The sequence below is a fragment of the Nocardioides halotolerans DSM 19273 genome (genome assembly GCF_000422805.1).
Lineage (GTDB): Bacteria > Actinomycetota > Actinomycetes > Propionibacteriales > Nocardioidaceae > Nocardioides > Nocardioides halotolerans.
The window spans coordinates 13,440-37,457 of sequence record NZ_AUGT01000029.1; the positions used below are offsets into that span (position 1 = coordinate 13,440).

26 protein-coding genes are annotated in these 24,018 nt (G+C 72.9%); 14 read left to right on the forward strand and 12 right to left on the reverse strand.

Annotated elements, in window-relative coordinates:
- Positions 1-23: 23 nt before the first annotated feature.
- Entirely contained in the window at positions 24-980 is a 957-nt protein-coding gene (locus G514_RS25940) for an alpha/beta fold hydrolase (protein ID WP_245582158.1), read from the reverse strand.
- Positions 981-1,154: 174 nt separating this feature from the next.
- On the opposite strand from G514_RS25940, the gene G514_RS0109620 reads away from it, so the two are divergent.
- From G514_RS0109620 to G514_RS0109650, 7 genes are all read left to right on the forward strand, one after another.
- On the forward strand, positions 1,155-2,360 hold the full coding sequence (locus G514_RS0109620; RefSeq protein ID WP_028651571.1) for a PucR family transcriptional regulator: 1,206 nt from the start codon (positions 1,155-1,157) through the stop codon (positions 2,358-2,360).
- A gap of 100 nt (positions 2,361-2,460) precedes the next feature.
- Entirely contained in the window at positions 2,461-3,663 is a 1,203-nt protein-coding gene (locus G514_RS0109625) for an acyltransferase domain-containing protein (protein ID WP_028651572.1), read from the forward strand.
- Positions 3,660-4,661 (forward strand): beta-ketoacyl-ACP synthase III, encoded by a 1,002-nt coding sequence (locus G514_RS0109630; RefSeq protein WP_028651573.1) that lies wholly within the window; start codon positions 3,660-3,662, stop codon positions 4,659-4,661. The genes G514_RS0109625 and G514_RS0109630 overlap by 4 nt, the downstream gene beginning before the upstream one ends.
- 83 nt (positions 4,662-4,744) lie before the next feature.
- Positions 4,745-4,990 (forward strand): acyl carrier protein, encoded by a 246-nt coding sequence (locus tag G514_RS0109635; protein WP_028651574.1) that lies wholly within the window; start codon positions 4,745-4,747, stop codon positions 4,988-4,990.
- A gap of 45 nt (positions 4,991-5,035) precedes the next feature.
- A complete protein-coding gene (fabF, locus tag G514_RS0109640; RefSeq protein WP_028651575.1) occupies positions 5,036-6,280 on the forward strand; it encodes a beta-ketoacyl-ACP synthase II in 1,245 nt (414 codons plus the stop codon).
- The gene (locus G514_RS0109645) at positions 6,280-7,722 is read left to right on the forward strand and encodes an acyl-CoA carboxylase subunit beta (protein ID WP_028651576.1); all 1,443 of its coding nucleotides are present in this window, start codon (positions 6,280-6,282) and stop codon (positions 7,720-7,722) included. The genes fabF and G514_RS0109645 overlap by 1 nt, the downstream gene beginning before the upstream one ends.
- A 70-nt stretch (positions 7,723-7,792) precedes the next feature.
- Entirely contained in the window at positions 7,793-8,257 is a 465-nt protein-coding gene (locus G514_RS0109650) for a hypothetical protein (RefSeq protein ID WP_028651577.1), read from the forward strand.
- Between the two features lie 15 nt (positions 8,258-8,272).
- On the opposite strand, the gene G514_RS0109655 is transcribed toward G514_RS0109650, so the two are convergent.
- The 4 genes from G514_RS0109655 to G514_RS25945 form a co-directional block, all read right to left on the reverse strand.
- Entirely contained in the window at positions 8,273-8,806 is a 534-nt protein-coding gene (locus tag G514_RS0109655) for a DUF3145 domain-containing protein (RefSeq protein ID WP_245582159.1), read from the reverse strand.
- A gap of 160 nt (positions 8,807-8,966) precedes the next feature.
- On the reverse strand, positions 8,967-10,475 hold the full coding sequence (locus G514_RS0109660) for a hypothetical protein (RefSeq protein WP_157544694.1): 1,509 nt from the start codon (positions 10,473-10,475) through the stop codon (positions 8,967-8,969).
- Positions 10,476-10,532: 57 nt separating this feature from the next.
- Positions 10,533-11,468 (reverse strand): alpha/beta fold hydrolase, encoded by a 936-nt coding sequence (locus G514_RS0109665; RefSeq protein WP_028651580.1) that lies wholly within the window; start codon positions 11,466-11,468, stop codon positions 10,533-10,535.
- A gap of 62 nt (positions 11,469-11,530) precedes the next feature.
- The gene (locus G514_RS25945) at positions 11,531-12,319 is read right to left on the reverse strand and encodes a PP2C family protein-serine/threonine phosphatase (RefSeq protein WP_169576379.1); all 789 of its coding nucleotides are present in this window, start codon (positions 12,317-12,319) and stop codon (positions 11,531-11,533) included.
- Positions 12,320-12,470: 151 nt separating this feature from the next.
- Between G514_RS25945 and G514_RS0109675 the strand changes: the two genes are divergently transcribed.
- A complete protein-coding gene (locus tag G514_RS0109675) occupies positions 12,471-13,007 on the forward strand; it encodes a hypothetical protein (protein ID WP_028651581.1) in 537 nt (178 codons plus the stop codon).
- A 13-nt stretch (positions 13,008-13,020) separates the two neighbouring features.
- On the opposite strand, the gene G514_RS29815 is transcribed toward G514_RS0109675, so the two are convergent.
- Genes G514_RS29815 through tyrS form a run of 3 tightly spaced genes read right to left on the reverse strand, consistent with a single transcriptional unit; the run spans position 13,021 to position 16,258 of the window.
- A complete protein-coding gene (locus G514_RS29815; protein ID WP_245582160.1) occupies positions 13,021-13,938 on the reverse strand; it encodes a tetratricopeptide repeat protein in 918 nt (305 codons plus the stop codon).
- 11 nt (positions 13,939-13,949) lie between these two features.
- Entirely contained in the window at positions 13,950-14,981 is a 1,032-nt protein-coding gene (locus tag G514_RS0109685) for an alpha-hydroxy acid oxidase (protein WP_028651583.1), read from the reverse strand.
- Positions 14,978-16,258 carry a tyrosine--tRNA ligase gene (gene tyrS, locus G514_RS0109690; protein WP_028651584.1) on the reverse strand — a complete coding sequence of 427 codons (1,281 nt, stop codon included), beginning with the start codon at positions 16,256-16,258 and terminating at the stop codon, positions 14,978-14,980. The genes G514_RS0109685 and tyrS overlap by 4 nt, the downstream gene beginning before the upstream one ends.
- Before the next feature lie 156 nt (positions 16,259-16,414).
- Here tyrS and G514_RS25950 point away from each other — a divergent pair, with 156 nt between their 5' ends.
- From G514_RS25950 to G514_RS0109705, 3 genes are all read left to right on the forward strand, one after another.
- Positions 16,415-17,920 (forward strand): serine/threonine-protein kinase, encoded by a 1,506-nt coding sequence (locus G514_RS25950; RefSeq protein ID WP_051247236.1) that lies wholly within the window; start codon positions 16,415-16,417, stop codon positions 17,918-17,920.
- A gap of 86 nt (positions 17,921-18,006) precedes the next feature.
- Positions 18,007-18,624: a helix-turn-helix transcriptional regulator gene (locus tag G514_RS25955; protein ID WP_036564400.1), complete on the forward strand. Its 618-nt coding sequence runs from the start codon at positions 18,007-18,009 to the stop codon at positions 18,622-18,624.
- 125 nt (positions 18,625-18,749) lie between these two features.
- On the forward strand, positions 18,750-20,042 hold the full coding sequence (locus tag G514_RS0109705; RefSeq protein ID WP_157544695.1) for a choice-of-anchor P family protein: 1,293 nt from the start codon (positions 18,750-18,752) through the stop codon (positions 20,040-20,042).
- Here the strand turns inward: G514_RS0109705 and G514_RS25960 are convergent, their stop codons facing one another.
- On the reverse strand, positions 20,043-20,492 hold the full coding sequence (locus G514_RS25960) for a hypothetical protein (RefSeq protein WP_036564383.1): 450 nt from the start codon (positions 20,490-20,492) through the stop codon (positions 20,043-20,045).
- Between the two features lie 70 nt (positions 20,493-20,562).
- The gene (locus tag G514_RS29130) at positions 20,563-20,907 is read right to left on the reverse strand and encodes a hypothetical protein (protein WP_051247239.1); all 345 of its coding nucleotides are present in this window, start codon (positions 20,905-20,907) and stop codon (positions 20,563-20,565) included.
- 222 nt (positions 20,908-21,129) lie between these two features.
- Between G514_RS29130 and G514_RS0109720 the strand changes: the two genes are divergently transcribed.
- From G514_RS0109720 to G514_RS0109730, 3 genes are all read left to right on the forward strand, one after another.
- Positions 21,130-21,390, forward strand: a complete 261-nt coding sequence (locus G514_RS0109720; RefSeq protein ID WP_051247243.1) for a helix-turn-helix domain-containing protein — start codon at positions 21,130-21,132, stop codon at positions 21,388-21,390.
- 97 nt (positions 21,391-21,487) lie between these two features.
- On the forward strand, positions 21,488-21,970 hold the full coding sequence (locus G514_RS0109725) for a hypothetical protein (RefSeq protein WP_028651587.1): 483 nt from the start codon (positions 21,488-21,490) through the stop codon (positions 21,968-21,970).
- Positions 21,961-22,143 carry a hypothetical protein gene (locus G514_RS0109730; RefSeq protein ID WP_028651588.1) on the forward strand — a complete coding sequence of 61 codons (183 nt, stop codon included), beginning with the start codon at positions 21,961-21,963 and terminating at the stop codon, positions 22,141-22,143. Before G514_RS0109725 ends, G514_RS0109730 begins: the two co-directional genes overlap by 10 nt.
- A gap of 70 nt (positions 22,144-22,213) precedes the next feature.
- Here the strand turns inward: G514_RS0109730 and G514_RS0109735 are convergent, their stop codons facing one another.
- Both G514_RS0109735 and G514_RS0109740 read right to left on the reverse strand, forming a co-directional pair.
- Positions 22,214-22,489, reverse strand: a complete 276-nt coding sequence (locus G514_RS0109735; protein WP_051247246.1) for an excalibur calcium-binding domain-containing protein — start codon at positions 22,487-22,489, stop codon at positions 22,214-22,216.
- A gap of 54 nt (positions 22,490-22,543) precedes the next feature.
- Positions 22,544-23,941 (reverse strand): alpha/beta hydrolase, encoded by a 1,398-nt coding sequence (locus tag G514_RS0109740; protein ID WP_084151966.1) that lies wholly within the window; start codon positions 23,939-23,941, stop codon positions 22,544-22,546.
- Positions 23,942-24,018 lie beyond the last annotated feature (77 nt).

Genomic DNA, 24,018 nt, shown 5'->3' on the forward strand with positions numbered 1-24,018 from the left:
CCCCGGCGACAGCTCGCCCGAAGTCATGAGGCGCTGGCGTTCGCGACGGGGCTGAGTGAGGTCGCGCGGCCGGACTTGAGCAGGCCGCGGAACCGGGCGCGGGAGTACTTCGCCGGCTCGGTCGAGCGGATGAACTCGTGGACGATCTTGGCGAAGCGCTGCGGGTGGTCCTTGTGGGGGAAGTGCCCGGCGTGCGGGATCACCTCGATGCGCGCGTTGGGCGCGAGCGCGGCGGCGTTGCTGGCGTGGCGCACGGGGATCACGCGGTCGTCGCGACCCCAGATCACCGCCATCGGCATCTCCTCGGTGAGGTAGGCGCGGTCGGCCATCGTGACGATCTGGCCGCGCCAGTCGACGACGGCCTTGACCACGTGGCGGATCGCCGCACGGGCCGCGGGGTCCTTGAACGAGTCGTAGATCGCGGCGACCTCGTCGAGGTCGCGGGTCGCCTTGAGCTCGGTGCGGGAGAGCGCGACGAGCCCCACCCTGCCCACGTGCCGGATGCCGGGCAGCGTCAGCACGCCCATCACCTGGTGGAAGCCGGGGGTGGTGACGGCGCGGATCGACCGGCTCACCTCGGGGCCGAGACCGCCGGAGGCGACGAGCACCAGCCGCTCGGTGCGCTCGGGGAACTGGTAGGCGAACTGCATCGCCACGCCGCCGCCGAAGCTGTGCCCCAGCACGGTCACCTTGTCGACGCCGAGGACGGTGAGCAGGTCGCGCATGCCGTTGGCGTAGCCGCCGACGCTGTAGTCGGCACGCGGCTTGTCGGAGAGCCCGTGGCCCAGCAGGTCGGGCGCGATCACGGTGTAGCGACGCGCCAGCGTCTCGATCACCGGCTCCCACGTCGTGTGGTCGCAGCCCAGCCCGTGGAGCAGCAGCAGCGCCGGCCCCTGCCCCGCCTTGACGTAGGCGCGCCTGTGGCCGTGCACCGTGACGAACTGGACCTCGTGCCGTGCCCGGTGCTGCAGGTCTCCCACGGATCCCTCCCCGTTGCACCGCCCGGTGGCCGTGCGCTCGTCTCGCGGATTCAACCTACCCACGACGGGCCGGGGCAAGCGCCCGTCCATCACGTGTTGGCCTCGATTCTCCGCCGGCCTCCTCCCGCCCGGCCGTTTCTCGAGCGCACAAAGCAAAGGTGACAGGATCACGGCGTGAGCGCCCGCCGTGCCGCCGACCCCCGCAGCCGGGTGGCCGACGACCTGCGCCGCTCGATCGGCCGGCTCAGCACCGCTGCGACGACCCGCATGGCCGAGGACCTCCCGTGGTTCCGGGAGCTCAGCGCCGAGGACCGCGCGTGGGTCGGCACCATCCTGCAAGCGGGCATCAGGGGCTTCGTCGACTGGTTCGAGAAGGCCGGCCTGCACGGCGACGCGCGCACCGGGCCGGCCGTCGCGACCTCGGTGTTCGGCGCGGCCCCCCGGGCCCTGGCCGGCGTGATCACCCTCCAGCAGACCGTCGACCTGGTGAAGCTCTCGATCGAGGTGGTCGAGAGCAACGTCGAGGAGATCGTCACCGCCGAGGACGCCACCGAGGACGCCGCCGAGGTGCGGCGCGCGATCTCCCGCTACGCCCGCGAGGTCGCCTTCGCGACCGCCGAGGTCTACGCCCGGGCCGCCGAGGTGCGCGGGGCCTGGGACGCGCGCCTCGAGGCTCTGGTCGTCGACGCCGTGCTGCGTGCGGAGACCGACGAGGCGGTGCTGTCGCGGGCCAGCGCCCTGGGCTGGAAGGCGCGCGGCACGGTGTGCGTGGTGCTCGGCGCCTCGCCCGCCCGCCGCACCGAGACCGACCTGTTCGACGACGTACGCCGCACCGCGGCCGACGCCGGCATGGACGCCCTGTGCGCCGTGCAGGGCGACCGGCTGGTGGTGCTGCTGGGCGGCGCGGCCGAGCCCCGCCAGGCCGCGTCGGTCATCGCCGGGCTGTTCGGAGACGGCCCGGTCGTGGCCGGGCCGGTGGCGGCGGACCTCGCCGGCGCCGCCGCCTCCGCGCGGGCCGCGGTCTCGGCGTACCGCTCCGCACCGGGGTGGCCGGGCGCACCGCGACCGGTGCTGGCCCTCGAGCTGCTCGCCGAGCGTGCGCTCGGCGGCGACGGCCATGCCCGCCGGCAGCTGGTCGACGACGTCTACCTGCCCCTGCTGCACGCCCGCGCCGCCCTCGTCGAGACGCTGACCGCCTGGCTCGAGGGGGGCTCGTCCATCGAGGGTGCCGCCCGGGCGCTGTTCGTCCACCCCAACACCGTGCGCTACCGCCTCCGCCAGGTCGCCGAGCTCACCGGGCTCACCCCCGGCGAGCCCCGCGACGCCTTCACGCTCCAGATCGCCCTCGTGCTCGGGCGGCAGTCGGGCCGCGACATCTGAGCCTGGACACGTTTTTGTAGGAACCCTACAAAGACGCTCCGCGCAGTTTCGTGGGCGGCGGAGGCGAGGTCGGCCCGGGGGGCCGGGCAGAGTGGAGCCCGTGCTCGTCATCGTCGCGCCCGGCCAGGGCGCCCAGAGTCCCGGCTTCCTGACCCCGTGGCTCGAGGACCCGGAGTTCCGCAACCGGTTCGAGTGGCTCTCGACGGTGGCCTCGCTCGACCTCGTGCACTACGGCACCGAGGCGGACGCCGACGAGATCCGCCGCACCGACATCGCGCAGCCGCTCCTGGTCGCGACCGGGCTCGTGGCGGCGCTCGGGATCTTCCCCCACCCCACCGACGCGTTCGGCAAGGTCAGCGCGGTCGCCGGCCACTCGGTGGGCGAGCTGACCGCCGCCGCCGGTGCCCGCGTGATCACCGCCGAGCAGGCCATGGTGCTGGTCCGCGAGCGCGGCCGGGCGATGGCCGAGGCCGCCGCGGTGACGGCCACCGGGATGACCGCCGTGCTGGGCGGCGACCGCGACGAGGTGCTCGCGGTCATCGAGAAGCACGGCCTGACCGCTGCCAACGACAACGGGCCGGGCCAGGTGGTCGCCGCCGGCACGCTGGAGCAGCTCCAGGCGCTGGCCGACGAGCCCCCCGAGAAGGCCCGGCTCATGCCGCTCAGCGTGGCCGGTGCGTTCCACACCCACCACATGGAGCCGGCGGTCGGGCACCTCGCCTCGCTGGCCCGGTCGGTCTCGGTCCACGACCCCCGCACCCGCTTCGTGTCCAACCGCGACGGGCAGGTGGTCCACGACGGCCGCGACGTGCTGCGCCGTCTCGTCGGTCAGATCGCGAGCCCGGTCCGGTGGGACCTGTGCATGGACACCTTCGAGGACCTCGGCGTCACCGGCATCCTCGAGATGCCGCCCGCGGGCACGCTGACCGGCATCGCCAAGCGAGCCCTCAAGGGCGTCGAGACCTTCGCCCTCAAGGGGCCTGAGCTCCTCGACGAGGCCAGGGCCTTCTGCGACAAGCACGGCGAGTTCGCCGAGATCGACTCCTCCCCGACCTGGCGGATGGTCGTCTCCCCCGCCAAGGGCACCTTCCACATCGATCCGGAGGCGGCGGACGTCGAGCAGCTGCCGTCCGGATCCCTGCTCGGTGAGGTCGCCAGCCGCAGCGACCGGATCCCCGTCACAGCCGCGCACGGTGGCACCGTGGTCGAGTGGCTCATCGAGGACGGCGACCCCGTCTCGCCCGGTCAGCCCCTGATCCGGCTCCACCCCCAGACCTCCGACAGCCAGGGAGGCATGTCATGACCGCCATCGAGTCCGTCACCGGCGCCCCGCACGCGCGCATCTACGGCATCGGCGCCTACCGGCCCTCCCGGGTGATCCCCAACAGCGAGGTCGTCGAGGCGATCGACTCGAGCGACGAGTGGATCCAGCAGCGCTCGGGCATCAAGCAGCGCCGCTGGGCGACGCCCGAGGAGACCGTGCAGCTGATGTCGGTCACCGCCGCGCGCCAGGCGCTCGAGCGGTCCGGCGTCGACGCGCGCCAGATCGACTGCGTGATCGTCGCGACCGTCAGCCACATGTTCCAGACCCCGGCGATCGCCACGGCCATCGCGCACGAGCTCGGCACCGATCAGGCCGCGGCGTTCGACATCTCCGCCGCGTGCGCGGGCTTCTGCCACGGACTGGCGCTCGCCTCCGACATGGTGCGCGGCGGCAGCGCGGGCTACGCGCTGGTCATCGGTGTCGAGCGGCTCTCCGACCTCACCGACGTCGGCGACCGCGGCACGGCGTTCATCTTCGCCGACGGCGCCGGCGCGGCCGTGGTCGGCCCGAGCGACACCCCGGCCATCGGCCCGGTGGTCTGGGGCTCCGACGGCGAGCAGTACGGCCTGATCCAGCAGCGCGAGGACTGGCGCGACGTGGTCGCCTCCGACCACCCCCAGATGCCGCACCTGGTCATGCAGGGCAACCCCGTCTTCCGCTGGGCGTCGTTCGTCATGGCGAAGGTCGGCCAGCAGGCGCTCGACCGCGCCGGCATCCGCGCCGACCAGCTCGACTGCTTCGTGCCGCACCAGGCCAACATGCGCATCACCGACGCGATGGCGCGGGCGATGAAGCTGCCCGACAACGTCAAGATCGCGCGCGACATCGCCGAGCAGGGCAACACCTCGGCCGCCTCGATCCCGCTGGCGCTCGACCGGATGTACGCCGAGGGCGACGCGAAGACCGGCGACACCGCCCTGCTGATCGCCTTCGGCGCGGGGCTGGCCTACGCCGCCCAGGTCGTCGTGCTCCCCTGACCACCCAGATCCGCAGGCGCACCACCCCAGACCCGACCCGGGACACCACCCAAAGAGAACCCGAAGAGAAAGAGACACGCCAGATGGCAACCACTGAGGAGATCCGCTCCGACCTCGCCGAGATCGTCAACGAGGTCGCCGGCATCGATGCCGATGACGTCCAGCTCGACAAGTCCTTCGTCGACGACCTCGACGTCGACTCGCTGTCCATGGTCGAGGTCGTCGTGGCCGCCGAGGAGAAGTTCGGCGTCTCGATCCCCGACGACGAGGTCAAGAACCTCAAGACGGTCGGTGACGCGGTGGCGTTCATCGAGCGCGCCCAGGGCTGAGCAGCGCCCACCCTTTCCCCACACCAGCACGAGAGCGAGCACCCCATGAGCCGCACCCGAGTCGTCGTCACCGGACTGGGGACCACCAACCCCGTCGGTGGTGACGTCGCCAGCACCTGGGACGCCCTGGTCAACGGGCGCTCCGGCGTCCGGCACATCGAGGCCGACTGGGCCGAGGAGATGCCGGTCAAGATCGCCGGCGTCGCCGCGGTCGAGCCGACCGAGGTCCTCGAGCGGGTCAAGGCCCGCCGGCTCGACCGCGCCGCGCAGTTCGCGATGGTCGCCACGATGGAGGCCTGGGCCGACTCCGGCCTGGCCGAGGTCCAGGACGACCTCGACGGCGACCGGCTCGGTGTGGCCATGGCCTCGGGCATCGGGGGCGTGATCACCCTGCTCGACAACTACGACGTGCTGAAGGAGAAGGGGCCGCGCCGGGTCTCGCCCCTCGCCGTGCCGATGCTGATGCCCAACGCATCGGCCGCCAACGTGAGCCTCTACGTCGGCGCGCGGGCCGCGGTCAACACCCCGGTCTCGGCCTGCGCGTCCGGCAACGAGGCGATCTCGCTGGCCGTCGACCAGATCCGGCTCGGCCGGGCGGACATCGTCGTCGCAGGCGGCACCGAGGCGGCGATCCACCCGCTCAACATCGCGGCGTTCGCCAACATGATGGCGCTCTCCAAGAACCCCGGTGACCCCACGACGGTCTCCCGCCCGTGGGACACCGCGCGCGACGGGTTCGTGCTCGGCGAGGGCGCCGGCGTGCTGGTGCTCGAGTCCGAGGAGCACGCGCGGGCCCGCGGGGCGAGGATCTACGCCGAGGTCCTGGGCGCCGGCATCACCGCCGACTCCCACGACATCGCGCAGCCCGACCCGCTCGGGCGCGGCGGCTCGCGGGCGATCCTCCGGGCACTCGCGGAGTCGGAGATCGGCCCCGAGCAGGTCTTCCACGTCAACGCCCACGCCACCTCGACGCCCCAGGGCGACATCGCCGAGGGGCTGATGCTGCACGCGACGCTCGGCTCGCACGTCGACCAGGTCGTCGTGACGAGCACCAAGTCGATGACCGGCCACCTGCTCGGTGGCGCCGGGGCGCTCGAGGCGGTCGCGACGGTGCTCGCCCTCCAGAACCGCGTGGTCCCGCCGACGATCAACCTCGACGACCAGGACCCCCAGGTCGAGCTCGACATCGCCACCAAGGCGCGCGACCTGCCGGTCGGTGACATCGTGGCGCTCAACAACTCCTTCGGCTTCGGCGGCGCCAACGTCGCCGTGGCCTTCGGATCAGTCTGATGACGACGACCGCCGACGCCCCGGCGGCCAAGCCGGCCAGGCTGCCACGCGAGGAGGACCCGCGCCACCCGGTCAAGCGGCTCACCGCGCTCTTCGACGAGGGCTCGCTCGAGCTCCTCACGCCCGACGACGACTCCGGCATGCTGGCCGCGATCGGCCACGTCGACGGCTCGCCGGTCGTCGCGTTCTGCTCCGACGCCACCACCATGGGCGGCGCGATGGGCGACGTGGGGTGCCGGGTCGTGGTGGACGCCTACCACCGCGCGATGACCGACGGCGTCCCGATCGTCGGGCTGTGGCACTCCGGTGGCGCCCGGCTGGCCGAGGGCGTGCTGTCGCTGCACGCCGTGGGCCGGATCTTCCACGCGATGACCCAGGCCTCCGGCAAGATCCCGCAGATCTCGGTCGTGCTCGGCCCGGCCGCCGGCGGCGCGGCGTACGGCCCGGCGCTGACCGACGTCGTGATCCTCGGCCCCGAGGGCCGCATCTTCGTGACCGGCCCCGACGTCGTCCGCTCGGTGACCGGCGAGGACGTCGACATGCTGCGCCTCGGCGGCCCGGAGCCGCACGGGCGCCGCTCCGGCGTCGTGCACATCCTCACCGAGTCGGAGGCCGAGGCGCTGGAGCGGGCCCGCACGGTCGCGGCGCTCCTCGGCGCCCAGGGCAGCCTCGACGTCGCCGCCGTCGAGGACCGCGACCTCGAGGACCTGCTGCCGGAGTCGCGCAAGCGCGCCTACGACGTGCACCCGCTGGTCGAGGCGATCCTCGACGAGGGCACCGCCCAGGAGGTGCACGCCAAGTGGGCGCCCAACATCGTGACGGTGCTGGGCCGGTTCGGCGGCCGCACCGTCGGCGTCGTGGCCAACAACCCGCTGCGTCTCGGGGGCTGCCTCGACTCGCTCTCGGCGGAGAAGGCGTCGCGCTTCGTGCGGATGTGCGACGCGTTCGGCGTGCCGCTCGTCGTCGTGGTCGACGTGCCCGGCTACCTCCCCGGCGTCGGTCAGGAGTGGGACGGCGTCGTACGCCGCGGGGCCAAGCTGCTGCACGCCTTCGGCGAGTGCGTGGTGCCGCGGGTCACCCTGGTCACCCGCAAGACCTACGGCGGCGCGTACATCGCCATGAACGCCCGCTCGCTGGGCGCGACCAAGGTCTATGCCTGGCCCGGCGCCGAGGTCGCCGTGATGGGCCCCGTGGCCGCGGTGCGGATCCTGCACCGCCGCAAGCTCGCCGAGGTGCAGCCGGACATCCGCCCCCAGGTCGAGGCCGAGCTGGCCGCCGAGCACGAGCGGATCGCGGGCGGCGTCGAGCGCGCCGTCGAGATCGGCGTCGTCGACGCGGTGGTCGACCCCTCGCGCACCCGCTCCACGATCGCGCAGGCCATCGACGAGGCGGTGCAGACGGTCGGCGTCCGCAAGGGCCAGCACGGCAACATCCCCCTCTGACGTAACCGCCCCGGACGGGTCTCGTTGGACCCTGGAGACGGTCGTCACGGCTCGGACAGGGGGATCAACGGTGCTCCGGAGCGTTCTCGGCGCGGTCGCCGTGGCCACCGCGCTGTCGCTGACGCCTGCTGCAGCCGAAGCGGCGCCGGTGCGGCCGGCGTACGCCAAGCCCTCGACCGACCCGCTCGACGGGCTGACCGTCCACCCCGAGTGGGGTTCGATCATCGGCACGAGCGGCGTGCTCAAGCGGGGCTGCCACCGGTACGCCTTCACCTACGCGATCGTGCCGCCCGACGGCATCTGGGCGATCGAGGTGTTCATCAGCGGCCCGGGCTTCAAGCACCTCGCCGCGAGCGCGTTCCTCGACGGCTTCGACCCCAAGACCGGTTCGGGCCGCTACAAGCTGTGCCGGGTGACGACGCGTCCGGGCAGATTCAAGATCGAGGCGAAGGTGTCGGTCGACGACGGCTCGGGTCACATCGTCGAGGGTCGGCTGCCCGCCGACCGCTACCGGCTGCGCGCGCCCCGACGCTGACCCTGCGTCGAGCCCTCAGACCACCTGGTGCAGCCAGCGCACCGGCGCGCCCTCACCGGCGTGCCGGAAGGTCTCCAGCTCGTCGTCCCACGGCTTGCCGAGGAGCTTGTCGATCTCGACCAGCAGCGTCGTGTCGCCCAGCGCGGCCTTCACCACGGCGGCCTTGAGCCGGTCCTCGGGGATCAGGATGTCGCCGTGCACGCCGGTCATGGCGTGGAAGACGCCCAGGTCGGGCGTGTAGGAGTAGCGCTGGCCCTCGGTGGTCGCGGTGGGGTCCTCGGTGACCTCGAAGCGCAGGTGGTTCCACCCGCGCAGCGCGGACGCGATCGCTGCCCCCGAGCCCGAGTCGCCGCTCCAGGACAGCTCGGTGCGGTAGGTGCCCGACTGCGCGGGCTGCGGGATCCACGAGGGGTTGACCGCAGCGCCGAGCACGCCTCCGACCGCCCACTCGATGTGGGGGCAGAGGGCAGAGGGCGCGGAGTGCACGTAGAGCACACCACGAGTGCTGCTCGTGGCCTCGGGGCCGAGCATCATGCGGGGTCCGTACATCAGCGTCTCCTTCGTCCTCAGCGCGAGCTGCGCCTTCCCCAGCGGGCTCGACCAGACGAATCGGACGTCGTACGAACGACAGCGATGTAGTTGTGCGGCCATTGTGACGCATGGGACGGCTGTAGACCAGCAGCAGCCGCGATCACGTGTCGCTGAGGGCTCAGGAGTCCCTCCGGCAGGGCGCCACCACGGCCGCGACCCGCTTCGGGTCGATCTTCGGGTTGTTGAGCTCGGCGAGGCTGAAGGCACGCACCAAGCGGTCCGCGCTGCACCGCGCCATGGCCACCGTCGCCCCGGACTTCACCAGGGTGACCGAGAGGTAGGTGCGGGTCAGCGCGAGGGTGAGCGCCTCCATCGACCTGCCCGACGAGACCCGCTTGGCGTTCTTGCCGGGGTCGCAGGAGGTGAAGGCGAGGGTCATCGCGTCCTTCGTGACGCCGGCCGCGCCCTTCGGCCCCTTGGCGGCCCACGCCTTGAGGGCGGTCTGCATCTGGGTGAGGTCCTCGGGGGTGTCCGCGCGGTAGTTGGCCTTGAGGCACGTGGTGCCGTCGCGCTCGTAGGAGATCGCCGAGTCGCCGCCCCAGCCGTCCACCGCCGTGAGCGCCTGCTCGAGCGGCACCCGCTCGGCGAGGACCATCAGCCAGCCGACCGCACCGAAGGACCCGCCGTCGTCACCGGCGAGCGCCTTCTCGCCGTCCGCGAGCTCGGGCTCCGGCACGTTGAGGAAGCCCTGGTGGTCCGCGATGAGCGTCCACGGGTCCAGCTGCTGCTCCTCGGTCCTGGGGGGCGAGCGGAACAGGTCGTCGACCGCGCGCTCGCCGCCCTGCTGCACGGCCACGGCGAGCATGGCCTGCCCGAGCTCGTACGGCGCTGCCACCATCGCCTTGAGCACCTCGGGGACGTCCTTGGAGCCGTCCTCGAAGTTCTTGACGTCCTTCTTCTGCGCCTTGTCCAGCGCCCGGCGCTCGCGGTCGCTGAGGCTGTCGCGCCACATGGTCTCGACGCGGCGCGCGTCGCCCTCCACGAGGGCGTCGAAGCCGTCGGCGGCGGCCGAGCTGTTGGCGTCGTCGGCCTCCTCGAGCTCCTTCTTGCGCTTGCCGAGGTCGAAGGCCTGGTCCTGGAGCGCGTGGGTGAGCTCGTGGATGATCGTCGACTCGACGGCGGGGGTGATCTCGGTGCCGCGGATGCGGAGCCGCTCGTCGTCGTAGGAGTAGAACCCGATGATGCCCGTGCCGTTGAGCTTGTTGGACTTCTCGAACAGGTCGACGTCGCCCTCGACGAGCCCGAGGGCGCGGAGCAGACCGGTGGCCTGCTCGATCTCCGTGCGGTCCTCGTCGGTCAGGTCCTTCTCGTCCGCCGTGACCTTCTCGGCGAACTCCTCGTCGGTGAGGAAGTCGACGTAGACCGGGTGCTGGAACCTGATCTCGCGGTGCTGCTCGACGAACTCGACGTACTTCTGCACGCGCGCGTCCCACTTGGCGGGGTGGGGCGGTCCCTTCGGCCCGCGGTCGCGGCTGACGACCACGATCCCGACGGCGACGGCGACGGTGACCAGCACGAGCGCGAGCAGGACCAGCGGCCAGCCCCGGCGCTTCGGCGGCGGGTCCGGCGCCAGCAGCGCGTCGAGCAGCTCGGCCTGAGCTGTCAGGGCCCCGTGCACGTCAGTCACTCAGAGAGCGTAGGTAACGCTGCCGCGTGCCGCCGGGGAATGGCGGAATCGCGAGGCTCAGTGGCCCGGTCGGGCCGTGCGGGGCTTCTGGGCGCGGCGCGGGCCGAGCTCCATGAGGGTGGCGATGACCGCCTCGGCGATGCCCAGCCCGCCGAGGTGGCTCTCCCCGTCGACGGTGGTCAGGGTGGCGTCGGGCAGCCGCGCGACGAGGTGCTCGCCGTGCCGGTGGGGGACGATGTGGTCCTCGTCGCCGTGCCACCAGCGCACCGGCACCGTCACGTCGGCGGCGGTGAAGCCCCAGTCGCGGGTGAACAGCACCAGGTCGTTCAGCGGCGCCGAGGTCTGGAACCGGCTGCCGTTGAGCAGGTCGTCGACGAACATCGCCTTGAACTCCGGCCGCGACAGCAGGTTCTTGTCCCCCGCCGGCTGCACCGCGGCGTAGAGGTCGAGCGCGGTGCCGGCGAGCGGCCGGACCAGCCGGATCGTCTGGGTGAGCGCCACCCCGAGGGGGACGCGGGCCACCTGCAGGAGAGGTGCGAGCCGGACGGCGAGCTGGATCGGTCCGCCGTCGACCGCGTCGGGCCCGCACGTCGGCGCGACGCCGCCGAGCACGCCCACGCCGTGCACCCGCTCGGGCAGGTGCGCGCCCGCGGCAAGCACGTAGGGTCCGCCGCCCGAGAGGCCGATCAGCCGGCAGGTGTCGATGGCCAGCGCGTCGAGGAGCAGCTCGAGGTCGCCGGTCCAGTCGCCGATGCTCCCGTAGAGGTACGGCGTCGACGAGCCGATGCCCGGTCGGTCGACGCCGATGATGCGCAGGCCGTGCTCGGCGGCGTACCGTCTGGCCTCGAGCGGGATCTGGCGCCGGGCCCCCGGCGTGCCGTGCATCCAGATGATCGCGGCGCCGCGGGGCGAGCCGTACTCCGCGAAGCTCAGCCGGCGCCCGTCGCGGACGGCGACGGTGCCCTCGAGGGCGGGGCGGGCGATGTCGGACACGCGCCGAAGTGTCCCAGACGGTGGAGGGTCAGGACGCGCAGTGTGAGCGGCGCAACGCCGGCTCAGCCGACGCGCGGCAGGTGCACGGCGGCGGGGTCGACGACGTTGTGGGGGTTCGCGAGCGCGCCGAGCACCTTGCCGTCGCCCACCACCGGAGGGCCGTCGATGAGGTCGGCCACGACGACGGTGACGTTGTCGCGTCCGCCGGCCTCGAGCGCGAGCCGCGTGAGCGTCGCCACCGCGAGGTCGCCCTCCTCCACCGCGAGCACCTCGGCGATCACGTCGTCGGGCACGAGGTCGGTGAGCCCGTCGCTGGCCAGCAGCAGCCGGTCGCCCACCTCCACGTCGAGCGGCACCACGTCGAGACCGCCGCCCTCCGGGTCGCCGTCGACCGAGCGCAGCACGACGTTGCGCCAGGGGTGGGTGGTCCGCGCCTCGGGGTCGAGCCTGCCGGTCTCGACGAGGTGCTGGACGTAGGTGTGGTCGGTCGTGACCTGGCGCAGCTCGCCGTCCCGGAACGTGTAGCCGCGGGAGTCGCCGACGTGCCCGAGCGCCACGCTCCGCCCGTCGGTGACGACCATCGTCAGGGTGGTGGCCATGCCCAGGCGGTCGAGGTCGCGCTGCACCCCGGTGCGCACGCCGTCGGCCGCGGCGGCGTAGGCCTCCTCGAGGACCCGCTCCGGGCGCTGCCCGCGGCGGCCGAGCGCGACCGCGCTGGCCGAGTAGGCCGCGGTCGCGGAGGCGATCTCCCCGGCCGCGGCGCCTCCGACCCCGTCGGCGACGACGGCGACGTAGGGACCGACGAACGCGGAGTCCTCGTTGTGCGGGCGCACCCGCCCCACGTCACTCACCCCAGCGCCTGCGAACCGCAGCACCTATGGCTCCTTCCGGAGACACGCCCCCGAGAAGGGCGGTTGAGGCAGTACACCCCGTGGTCCTGACTACCGTCAATCGTCTCAACGGGTACCCGAACAGCATGCGTGGAGCCACTAACCTCCGGCCATGACGTCGGTCACCCCCGAGCCCAGCGGGCCGGCGCTGCTGGCGGTGAGCCCGTCGCGCCGGGGCTGGCGGATCACGACGTACGTCGCGATCCTCGCGGTGCTCGCGGGCGTCATCGGCTGGGTCAGCACCCACCCCGACCCGCTCGCCACGACCGACACCACGATCCAGGCCGAGACGCCGCTGGCGCAGCCCGTCTTCGTCGGGGTGTTCAGCACCCCGGCCGACTTCGACCGCACGCTGTACGTCGCCGGCGTGCACGTCTTCGCGACCGCGACGACCGACGTCACGATCGTGCCGCACGTGTGCCACGGCGGGTCGGTCCGCGTCACGACCACGCCGGAGAGCTTCTGCCGAGAGCTCGGGCCCACCGAGGGCGCCACGCTCAAGGGCGGCGACGCGATCGTGCTCGAGGTCCTCGGCGACGTGCCGGCCGTGGTCGAGATCGACCGGGTCCGCGTGGCCTACCGCGACGGTCTGCAGTGGGCCACCCAGGACGCCGGCTCCCGCGCGCGGGTCAGCATCCTGCCCCGCTGAGGTGGGTGGACGCTCAGGAGCGGGTGGACTTCTCCAGCGCCGCGGCGCGCTCGCCCGCGTCGGTGAGCTCCTCGGCGTCGATGGCCATGGTGCGGTGGAACCACGCCAGGGCGTCCTCGGTGCGGCCCGCCTCCTCCAGCGCGTCGGCGTAGGCGTAGCGCAGCCGCACGACCCACGGCTCGCGCGACTTGGAGCTCAGCGGTGCCTGCTCGAGGATCCGCAGCGCCGCGTCGAGCTGACCCATGTCGCGGCGGGCGCCGGCCTCGACGATCGTCATCTCGGCCTTCGCCGCCGCGGGGAACGTCGCCACCGAGGGGCTCTTGGCGAGCTTCACGGCCTGGTCGGGCTGCCCCAGCGCGCGGTGGCAGTCGGCCATGATCGCGAGGTAGGCGGTGGCGCCGTTCATCCGCTTGGCGGCCCGGAGGTCAGCGAGCGCCTCGGCGTAGTGGCCCGCGACGTACGCCGTCTCGCCGGCGGCCTCGCGCACCACGGCCAGCCGCGGGGCGCGGGCCCGCGCGGCGAGGGCGTGGCGGTAGGCGAGCTCGGGGTCCTGGTCGAGGTAGAGACCGGCGGCGGCCAGGTGCCGCGCGACGCGGGCCGCGAGCTTCTCCGGCAGCCCCTTGAGCTGCGCGGTCACCGACCGGTCGAGCTCGGCGCCGGTGACGCCCTCGGGCAGGTCGGGGCCGTCGTAGGCCTGCTGGTCCTTGGTGCGCTGCGCCTGGTCAGGGCGCCGCCTGTCGTCGCGCCTGTCGTCGCGCCTGTCGTCGCGCCTGTCGTCACGCCGGTCGGGGCGCCGGTCGGGGCGCCGGTCGGCGCGCCCGTCCTGGCCCTTGCCGCCGGCCCGGGCCGACCCGCGCCCGGCGGGCGCACCGCTGCGCCCGGCGGCGGTCTTCTTGCCGGCGGGACGCTGGGGTCGACGGTTGTCTGGCACGGTCCCCCAGCCTACGGTCGCTCGGGGAGGACGGCGATTCCGCGCGCGTCGGCGACGGTGCGGCAGCCGCCGAGCCGGAACGCCTCGGTGACCTCGGCGCGCAGGTCTGCGTGCATGCGGGCCACCCCGGGCTCGCCCTCGACGAGCGCCCACAGCGGGAGCCGGCCGAGGAAGACGGCGTCGGCGCCGAGGGCCAGGGCGGCGAGCACGTCGAGCCCGCTCCGCACTCCCCCGTCGACGTAGACGTCGACGTCGGCCCCGACCTCCTCGACCACACCGGCGAGCGCGGCCGACGTGCGCACGGCGCGGTCGAGCTGGCGGCCGCCGTGGTTGGAGACCCAGACCGCGCTCGCACCGGCCTGGGCGCAGCGCCGGGCGTCGTCGCCGCGCAGCACCCCCTTGACCACGACCGGCAGCCCCGAGACCTCCGCCAGCCAGCCGAGGTCGTGCGGCCCGAGGTCGGTCGCCTTCTCGGCGCCGGGGCGGTCGTCGTAGCCGGGGTCGAAGTTGACGCGCAGGAGCTGCGGGTCCACGACGTCCCAGATGACCTGCTCGCCGGCGGCGTACTTGGTCGCGACCACCGGCGTGTCCACGGTGAGCACCACCGCCTCGGCACCCGCCGCCACCGCGCGCTCGAGCATCGGCTGGGCCAGGGTCCGGTCGGCCGGCAGGTAGGCCTGCAGCCACCACCGCACGCCGGTCGCACCGATCTCGGCGAACGGCGTGCCGGCGTTGCTCGACACGACCAGCACCGACCCCGCGGCCGCGCACGCCCGGGCCATCGCGACCTCGCCCTCGGGGTGGACGGCCCGCTGCAGCGTCGACGGTGCGACGCCCCACGGGACCTCCGCCTCGCCCCCGAGCAGCGTGGTGCCCAGCGAGACGTCGGTGACGTCGCGCAGCACGTGGGGCAGGAAGCGGACGTCGGCCCAGCCGGCCTCGCGGGCGCTCACGCCCTCGCGGGCCCCCGTCGCGACGTACTCCAGCACCGGCGCGGTCAGGCTCGCCCGCGCGCGCTCCTCGAGCTCGGCGAGCCAGGTCACGGCGCGAGCACTCCGGCGAAGTTCTTCTTGCCGCGGCGCAGCACCAGCACCTTGCCGCCGAGGAAGTCGGCCGGCGCCGGGACGTGGTCGGGATCGTCGGCCCGCTCGTTGTTGAGGTAGGCGCCGCCCTCGGCGAACGCGCGGCGGGCCTCGCCGCGGCTCTGCACCAGCCCCGAGTCGACGAACAGGTCGACGAGCGACTTCCCCTCCGCGGCGGTCACCAGCGGGCGGGCCGTCGCGAGCGCCTGCGCGAGCACGTCGGGGTCCGCCTCGGCGAGCGGTCCGCCCCCGAACAGCGCCTCGGACGCCTGCTCGATCCGCCGGGTCTCCTCGGCGCCGTGCACGAGCGTCGTGACGGCGGCCGCGAGGGTCCGCTGCGCCTCTCTGGCGAACGGCTTCTCGGCGTGCCGCGCCTCGAGCGCCTCGATCTCGGCACGGGACAGGAACGTGAAGACCCGGAGCAGCTGCCCGACCTCGGCGTCGCCCTGGTTGAGCCAGAACTGGTAGAAGGCGTACGGCGCCATCATCTCGGGGTCGAGCCAGAGCGCGCCGCCCTCCGTCTTGCCGTACTTGGTGCCGTCGGCCTTCGTGATCAGGGGCGTCGCGAACGCGTGCGCGTGCCCGCCGTCGGCCCGCCGGATGAGCTCGACGCCGCCCGTGAGGTTGCCCCACTGGTCGGACCCGCCGAACTGCAGGACCACGCCGTGCTCGCGGAACAGGTTGAGGAAGTCCATCGACTGCAGGAGCACGTAGGAGAACTCGGTGTAGCTGATGCCGGCCTCGAGCCGGCTCCTCACGACGTCGCGGGCGAGCATCCGGTTGACCGGGAAGTGCTTGCCGATGTCGCGCAGGAAGTCGATCGTCGACAGGCTCTCGGTCCAGTCGAGGTTGTTGACCATGGTCGCGGCGTTCGCGCCCTCGAAGGACAAGAAGGGCTCGATCTGGCGGCGGACGCGCTCCACCCAGTCCTTCACGGTCTCGGCGGAGTTGAGGACGCGCTCGCCGGAGTCCTTCGGGTCGCCGATCATGCCGGTGGCGCCGCCAACGAGGGCGTACGGCGTGTGGCCCGCGTCCTGGAGGCGCTTGGCGGTCAGGATCTGCACCAGGTTGCCCATGTGCAGGCTCGGTGCGGTGGGGTCGAAGCCCACGTAGAACCGGACGCTCCCCGCGGTGAGCGCCTCGCGCAGCGCGTCGAGGTCGGTCGAGTGCGCGACGAGACCGCGCCACACGAGGTCGTCGAGCAGGCTCTGGTCGATCTGCGGGGTGTCGCCGGGCACCTGCACATCCTCGCCGATCGGCCGTCTCCGGTGCGAACCGGTTCCCCGGGTACTCCGTAGGGTGGAGGGTCGCGAGTCCGAGGGACGGCGGGAGCAGGGTGGGAGCACGGTGACGAGCACGGTGACGAGCACGGCAACGACCACGGTGACGACGGCGTGATCGCAGGCAGGTACACGCTCGAGGCGGAGATCGGCCGCGGCGGCATGGGTGCCGTGTGGCGGGGCCTCGACGAGGTGCTCCGCCGTCCGGTCGCCCTCAAGAAGATCGGGGTGGCGCCGGGCGGCATCACGGCCGACGCACGGCGCGCCGAGCGCGAGGCGAAGCTCGCGGCCAAGCTCAACCACGTCAACGTCGTCGCGGTCTTCGACCTCGTGGAGGAGACGACCGACGGGCAGAACCAGCAGTGGCTGGTGATGGAGTACGTGGACGGCACCGACCTGGCCGAGGTCATCCGACAGCGGGGGCGGCTCACCCCCGACGACGCGGCGCCGATCCTGGCCCAGGTCGCGGCCGCGCTGGCCGCCGCCCACGGCGCCGGGATCGTGCACCGCGACGTCAAGCCGTCCAACATCCTCGTGGCCCCCAACGGTCAGGTGAAGCTGTCCGACTTCGGCATCGCCCGCACCGCCGCCGACCCCTCGCTGACGCAGACCGGCCTCGTGACCGGCTCGCCGGCGTACCTCTCCCCCGAGGTCGCCTCGGGCCAGCAGGCGACGCCCGCCAGCGACGTGTGGTCGTGGGGGGCGACGCTGTTCCACGCCCTTGAGGGGCGGCCGCCCTACCAGGTCGGCGACAACCTGCTGGGCGCGCTCTACCGCATCGTCCACGAGGACCCGCCACCCTGCCCGGAGGCCGGGTGGCTGGCGCCGGCGCTCGCGGCGACGATGACCCGCGACGCCGACCAGCGGTGGCCGATCGCGCGGGTGCAGGAGTTCCTCGAGTCCGGCCGTGACACCACCCCACCGGACACCCCACCGGACACGCAGCCCGCGACCGAGCCCGTGGCAGCCGGTGGGCTCGCCGACCTCGGCCTCGTGGGCGCCGACCCTGCCGAGGCCGGCCGCACCAGGTCCTACGACGACCAGGGCACCCAGGTGCTGCCGCTGACCACCACGACCGCGCCACGACCGGTCGCGCCGACCGGCCCGCCTCCGGTGCCCGGCGGCCCCGGCTGGCGGGACAGCGCCCCGCGTCGGCGGTGGTGGGTGGTGGCGGCCGCGGTGCTCGCGCTGGTGGCTGCGATGGCGGTCGCGTTCGCGCTCGGCCTGCACGACCGCGGCGGCGACGACCCGGAGGAGTCGTCCTCCGGCCCCGGTCCCCGGCCCAGTGCCTCCGCGTCCGAGCAGCCGGACAAGCCGACCGAGGTCGGCATGGTCGACTTCATCGAGACCTACATCGCGACCGCGTCCAGCGACCCGGAGTCGGCGTTCGACATGCTCACGCCGTCGTTCCAGGACGCGAGCAAGGGCCTCTCGGGCTACCTCGGGTTCTGGGGCGACGTGCGCGACGCGAAGGTGCTCGAGGTCTCGGCCGACCCCGCCACCCTCGAGGTGCGCTACACCTACCGCTACACCAAGCCACCGGGGCCACCCGTCGAGGACGACGTCGTGCTGAGGCTGACCTACGAGGACGGCACCTACCTCATCGACCAGGAGGTCTGAGCGGGGATCCCCGGGCCAGTTTCACCCGAGAGGGTGAGGCATTCCGCGGGAGGTTCGGCTGGATCTGTGCCTACATTCATCTCATCATGAATTCGGGTGCACGGGGACCGGGAACGTCGGCACCCCTCGCCGTCGGTGTCTACGACGAACCCGAGCTCATCGTCTCCGGCGTGGACGCCATGCTGGCCCGCTCCGGGCCGCCGGTCGACGTCGTCCCGGTCCGCCGCGACGACGACACCGCCGAGGTCGACGTCCTCCTCTGTGACCCCGTCGGCCACACCGTGCAGATCGAGGAGTACCTCACCCTCGTCGCCGCGCTCACCACCGCTCCGGTGCTGGTCTTCACGTGGAGCAGCAGCCCGTCGAGCGTGCGCCGGGCGCTCGCGGCCGGTGCGCGCGGCTTCCTGTCGAAGGGCGCCAGCTCCGGCGACCTCGCGTCGGCGATCGAGACCGTGGCCCGCGGCGGGCTGATGTCGCCGGCCGCCTCCCGGCGGGCGCGCACGCCCAAGGGCGTCGCCGAGCTCAGCGCGCGCGAGGCCGAGGTGCTCGACCTGATCTGCGCCGGCATGAGCAACCTCGAGATCGCCGACCAGCTCTTCGTGAGCGTCAACTCGGTCAAGACCTACGTGCGCCAGATCTACCAGAAGATCGGCGTCAGCAGGCGCGCCCAGGCGGTCGCCTGGGGGCTCGCGCACGGGTTCTGACGGCGTCCGTCCGCGCCGTCGACGCGGCCAGCTGGTCTTGACCAGTTGGCCGCCGAGCATCACGGGAGCGCCGCGACCGCGTTGGGCCCGGTGAGTGCTCCCTCCCCCACAGAAGAAGACACGACATGTCGCGACGCCACGGGGGCGTCGTCACCGTTGTTGCCGCGCTGGTAGCGGCGGTGCTGTCCGCCCCGACATCCGCAATCGCCCAGACCCCCCACCACCGCAAGGACCCCTCCACCTCTCCGTACTTCTACATCGGTCACGCCGGCGGGACCCAGGTCCAGGCGCTCGGCACGACCATCCGCTCCGACCTCACCGCCGCCTCCGGCGTCGAGGGCTTCACGTTCCCCGCCCACGACGACAACCGCGCCGCCGGCGTCAACGTCGCCTCGGGCCTGGTCAAGATCGGCGCGGTCACGACCTGGGCCGACGCGGTCCCGGTCGCGAACGGCACCCGGACCATCACCGGCGCCCGGACGGCGGACCTGTCCCTGCTCGGTGGGCTGATCAAGGCCGACGCGGTGGAGACTGTCACGACGGCGACCAAGACCCCGAGCGGCGTGACCTCGACGTCGTCGACCAGGTTCATCGGCCTGACCATCGCCGGGCAGGAGTACCCGGTGAACCTGCCGAAGGACTTCAACATCACGATCCCCGGCCTCGCCGCGATCGTGGCGAACTCCTCGACGTCGTACACCGTGGCCGGCGGCACCTACACCACCGGGTTCGGCCTCTACGTCGGGCTGCTCAAGCCGTTCAAGAACGTGCCCGCGGCCGCGACGGTGCTGCTCAACCCGACCCAGTCGATCGTCGTACCTGCCCCGCCGCCGTCGGCGCCGCAGATCGGCGGCGTCGGCTACAGCTCGATGATCAAGGCGAACGTCGGGCCGGCGCTCGACCTCGACGCCGGCTCGAGCGCGTTCGTCGCGACCCCGCCCGGCGGCACCGACGGCAAGACGATCCAGAACGCCACCGCGGAGGTCACCGTGCCGCAGGTGCTGCACGTGGCCGCCGCGAAGTCGTGGACCAAGGGGAAGACGGTCCCCGGGCACGGGAAGGTCAAGGTCAACAACGAGCTCGCCGGGCTCGACGTGCTCAACGGGCTGATCACGGCCGACGTCATCAGTGCGGGCGTCGTGGTCAAGAAGAAGAAGTCGCAGCGGGTGCGGACCAGGCTTGGGAGCCAGCTGCTCGGGCTCACCGTGGCCGGCAACGCCATCCCGGTGAACGTCGCGCCGAACACCAGGATCGACCTGGCCGGCGTGGGGACGCTGGTCCTCAACGAGCAGGTCAGGGAGAAGTGGGGCGGCTACGTCCGCGCGCTGCACCTGACCCTCAGCACCGCGCAGTACGGCCTGCCCGTCGGAACCGAGATCGAGGTGGGCGTCGCGCTCGGCTGGACCGCCACCGGCTGATCAGGACAGCGCGGGCCCCAGCCGCGTCGACGCGAGGGTGCGCTCGGCCGCGGTGAGCGTGCGCAGGCGCACCGACAGGAGGTAGTGGTCGACCCAGAGCGCGTCGGCGGCCGTCTCGAGATGGCCGTCGGCCCAGACCATCGCGTCGACGAGGCGGGGCACGCTCGGGACGAGGAGGCGGGCCACGCTCCGGTCGATCGCCAGCTCCTCGCGCAGCGTCTGGTGCGGGGCCACCGGCCCGCGCACGATGTGGGCCGTCTCGTGGGCGATCGTGCAGCGGCGCTCGGCCTGGCTCAGCCCGAGCGCGAGGGTGACGGTCCTGGTCTGGTGGCAGGTCCGGCCCATCACCCCCTCGGGCAGCTCGGCCCACACCAGCGACCAGTCCGTCAGCTCGGCGAACCGCCGCCACGGGTGGTGCGGGTGGCTCGCCGCGTACTCCCGAGGACGCATGGGCGCAACCTAGGGAGCAGCGCCGACACGGCGGCCACACCTCGGACCCCGCTCCAGGTCAGGCGGCAGGTCAGGCGTCGTCCTGGCTCTCCTCGCCGGCCGACGACCCGAGGGCGCGCTGCTGCCCCGGCGTACGCCGGCCGGACGGCGTGCGGCGCAGCTGGATCGCGACGTCGGTGACGGCCGGCTCGGGCAGGTAGCCCGCGTCGGTCAGCGCGGCGTCGAGCACGCGCTGGTACGGCGTGCCGGAGAGCGAGGAGAACCGGGCCAGGGCCTGGGCGCTCGGGAGCTGCCTGGGGTCGCGCCAGTTGGTGAAGACGCCGGAGGAGGCGTAGCCGAGCCGCTTGGCGAGCTGGCGCTCCGACGTGCCGTGCCGGTCGACGTAGGCCTGGACGAGCTCCCAGAGCTGACCCATGTGACCTTCTCCTTGCGACCGGGCGGGCGTGGTGGGCACCACGGTATCCACACCCGTCGGGTGCGTCCGCGCAGGTCAGGCCGTGGTTGCCGCGACTCCCCCGCGCGCGGCGCACCTCGGTGGGCACCGACGACACACAGGACGACAATCGACACTGGACATCATGTTCATCATCGATGTACGGTCTGCTCGATCCATCCGGCAGCTATTCGGGAGCTCGGCATGCGACTGCACAACCTGCGCGGCCTCAAGACCTTGATGGTCGTGCAGGGCGTCTCGCAGCGCCGGCTCGCCCGCGCCGCGGGCTACCGCTCCCACGCCTACCTGGGTCGTCTCCTGCGCGGCGAGGTCACCACGCTCCACCCCCGGGCCGCGTTGCGCATCGCCAGGTTCCTCCAGGTCGACGCCGGGTTCCTCTTCGACCCGTCGCCGACCAGTGGCCCGGCACGTCACGTCCACCGCCACCCGGAGGTTCTCGCCTGACACCTCATCCCGCACGCCCCCTCCTGCGACCTTCCACGGTGCCTCCCGCGGCGTTCGGTTCACCACTCACGAATCGAAGGAAGGCACCATGCAACCCATGCTGAGGCTCTCGGGCCTCGTCCTCACGCTGGTGGTCGCGCTCGCCCTGGGCACCGCGTCACCCGCCCGCGCCGCGGCCGCCGTCCACTCCAGTGACCGCTCGGCCGCAGTCCAGGTCCAGCGCACCCACCACGCCCCGGCCGCGTCCCGACCGGCCGCCACGCCCCACGCCCGCGACCACGCCAAGCCCTACCGGCCGCACGTCAACTACATGGGCCACGACTACTGCGGGGGGTGGCTGCAAGGCCCGGCGTGGTGCCTGACCTTCAACAAGATCGAGGCGGGCTACATCGCCGCGGTCTCCCTCACGACCGCCGCGGCGTTCATCTGCGCCGGCACGGCCCTGATCACGTGCGGGGCCGCGGTCGGCATCGCCGCCGCGATCCAGCACTACGTCGACCGCCACGGCGTCTGCCCGAAGTCCCGACCCAAGATGCGCGTCGAGTACTTCCCCTTCCCCGGAGCCGTCTCGTGCGTCTGACGAGTCCGGCCAGGCGGGCGCTGGCCGGCGGGCTCGCGTTCGGAGGGGTCGCAACCGGAATCGCCTGGGCCGACAGCACCCGCCACGGCATCGGCATCGCGGTCGCCGTGCTGGTCGCGCTGATGTTCGTCGTGGCGATCGTCCAGTACGCCGGCCGCACCGAGCGGAGCTGACCGAGGGGGGATCAGCTCACCCGAGGGGAGGCCCGTTCCCGCGAGGGGGCGGGCCTCTCGGCGCGCTCCCTCAGGCCTTCTCGCAGGCGATCTTGTCGCCGTCGCGGTCGAGGTCGTCGTTCTTCCTCATCGCCGTCGCGTACTTCTTGTTCGACCTCAGGAACGTCGTCACCGGCGTGCCCGACGTGTGGTCGACGGCGTTCTTCTTCCCGACACCGTGCGGGAACTTCTGGTTGAAGGCCGTGCAGTTGTCGAAGATCCCGCCCGACGCCTCCGCGGGCGCGCCCGCGAACGGCGCGAGCGCCACGACGAGTGCCACCGAGGCCAGGCCCCAACGCTGCATCATGCGCCGGATGCTGTCACCGACCTGACCCCGAGCGACATGGCCCGGGCGGGCCGTTCACTCATAGGTCACCTGGGGCCTGGAGTCTCGACCTGACTCGACCACGGCGATGATGGCCGCAGCGGTCTCGGCGGCGTACCTCTTCGTGACGAGCAGGTCGATGTGCCCGGCGCCTCCGACGATCTCCTGCGTGCTGTTGGTCGAGAGGTCCAGCAGCCTGCTCTGTGCTGCCATCCAGGACTGCGGGTGGCGGCCGGCGGTGACGACGAGGAGGGGCTTGTCGCCGAAGTCGCGGAAGGACGCTGCTTCCCGCGCCGAGGGGCCGGCGCGGAGGTACTCCTCGACGGTGCTTCCGAACCATCCGGCCTGCGAGTTGCTCGTCCGGATCTCGGTCTGGGACTGAGAGGGCAGCTCGGCCCAGTCGGTCTGTGCGAGCAGGCGGGCGACCCCGATGCGACCGGCGACGGCGGCAACCGCCGCGAAACGGCTGACCGCGTCGCGGGCGTTGCCCTCGGACGAGGCGGCGGAGGTTGCTGGTCCCTGAGCCGCGGTGCTTTCGAGGAGCACCAGGCCGGCGACCTCGTCGGGGTAGCGCTCGGCAAAGATCCGGACGTAGAGCCCGCCGAAGGAGTGACCGGCAAGGACGTAGGGTCCGGCCTCACCGGCGCGGTGGAGCAGGGTGTGGAGGTCGGCGGCGATCTGTGCGCCGTCCTGCGCGGTGTCGGCGGGCTGGCTCCAGCCTCGGCCGGCCCGGTCGTAGACGCAGACGCGGGTGTGGCCAGCTACCTCCGGGGCGATCCAGCCCATCTGCGCCGAGGTCCCGCCGGCGCCGGGTTCGAGCACGACGGTCGGGCTGCCGGAGCCGACGCAGCTGAGGTAGAGCCGGTGCCCGTCGACGTCGACGAGCCGTCCGGTGGAGGGCATGGTCGCGTGGTCCGTGGCCTCTCCGATGGCCTCGTAGCCTCCTCCGACCGCCGCCGCGGCCAGGACGCTGAAGACCAGGTAGAGCTGGATCCGGCCGCCGCGGCTGGGCATGGCGTGACGGGTGCGCTGCCACATCCAGGTCACCAGCGCCAGGAGCGTGAGGGGCCACACCCACGTGAGGGCCTCTCGCACCGGCGAGCCACCGGCGACCAGCAGGAGCCCCGCGACCCCCATGTACAGCGCTGGCGCCGCCGCCCAGCGCTGGGGCCGGTCGGTGTACCGGTGCGAGAGCATCCACAGCGCGGCCCAGCCCACCGCGAACCCGCAGAGGACGGCGCCCGTGAGGGCGCTCTCCTCGACCGGGACGACCGGGGTGGCCGCGAAGGCGACGGCGGCCACGAGACCGGCGCCCATCGCGAGGGTCACGAGCGGGCCGATCCGGCTCCGGCGGGTTCCAGGGGCGGTCAGCCCGGTCGTCGTTGCGCCCGGGATCGAGGTGGGGCTCTCGTCGTGGGTGGTCGTGCGGGCCATGCCGTTCACATCCTTGCCATCACGTGAGCCGAGGACGGCTCGCCCGGGAGGGGTTGATGGGTGGACCTTCGAGGCGG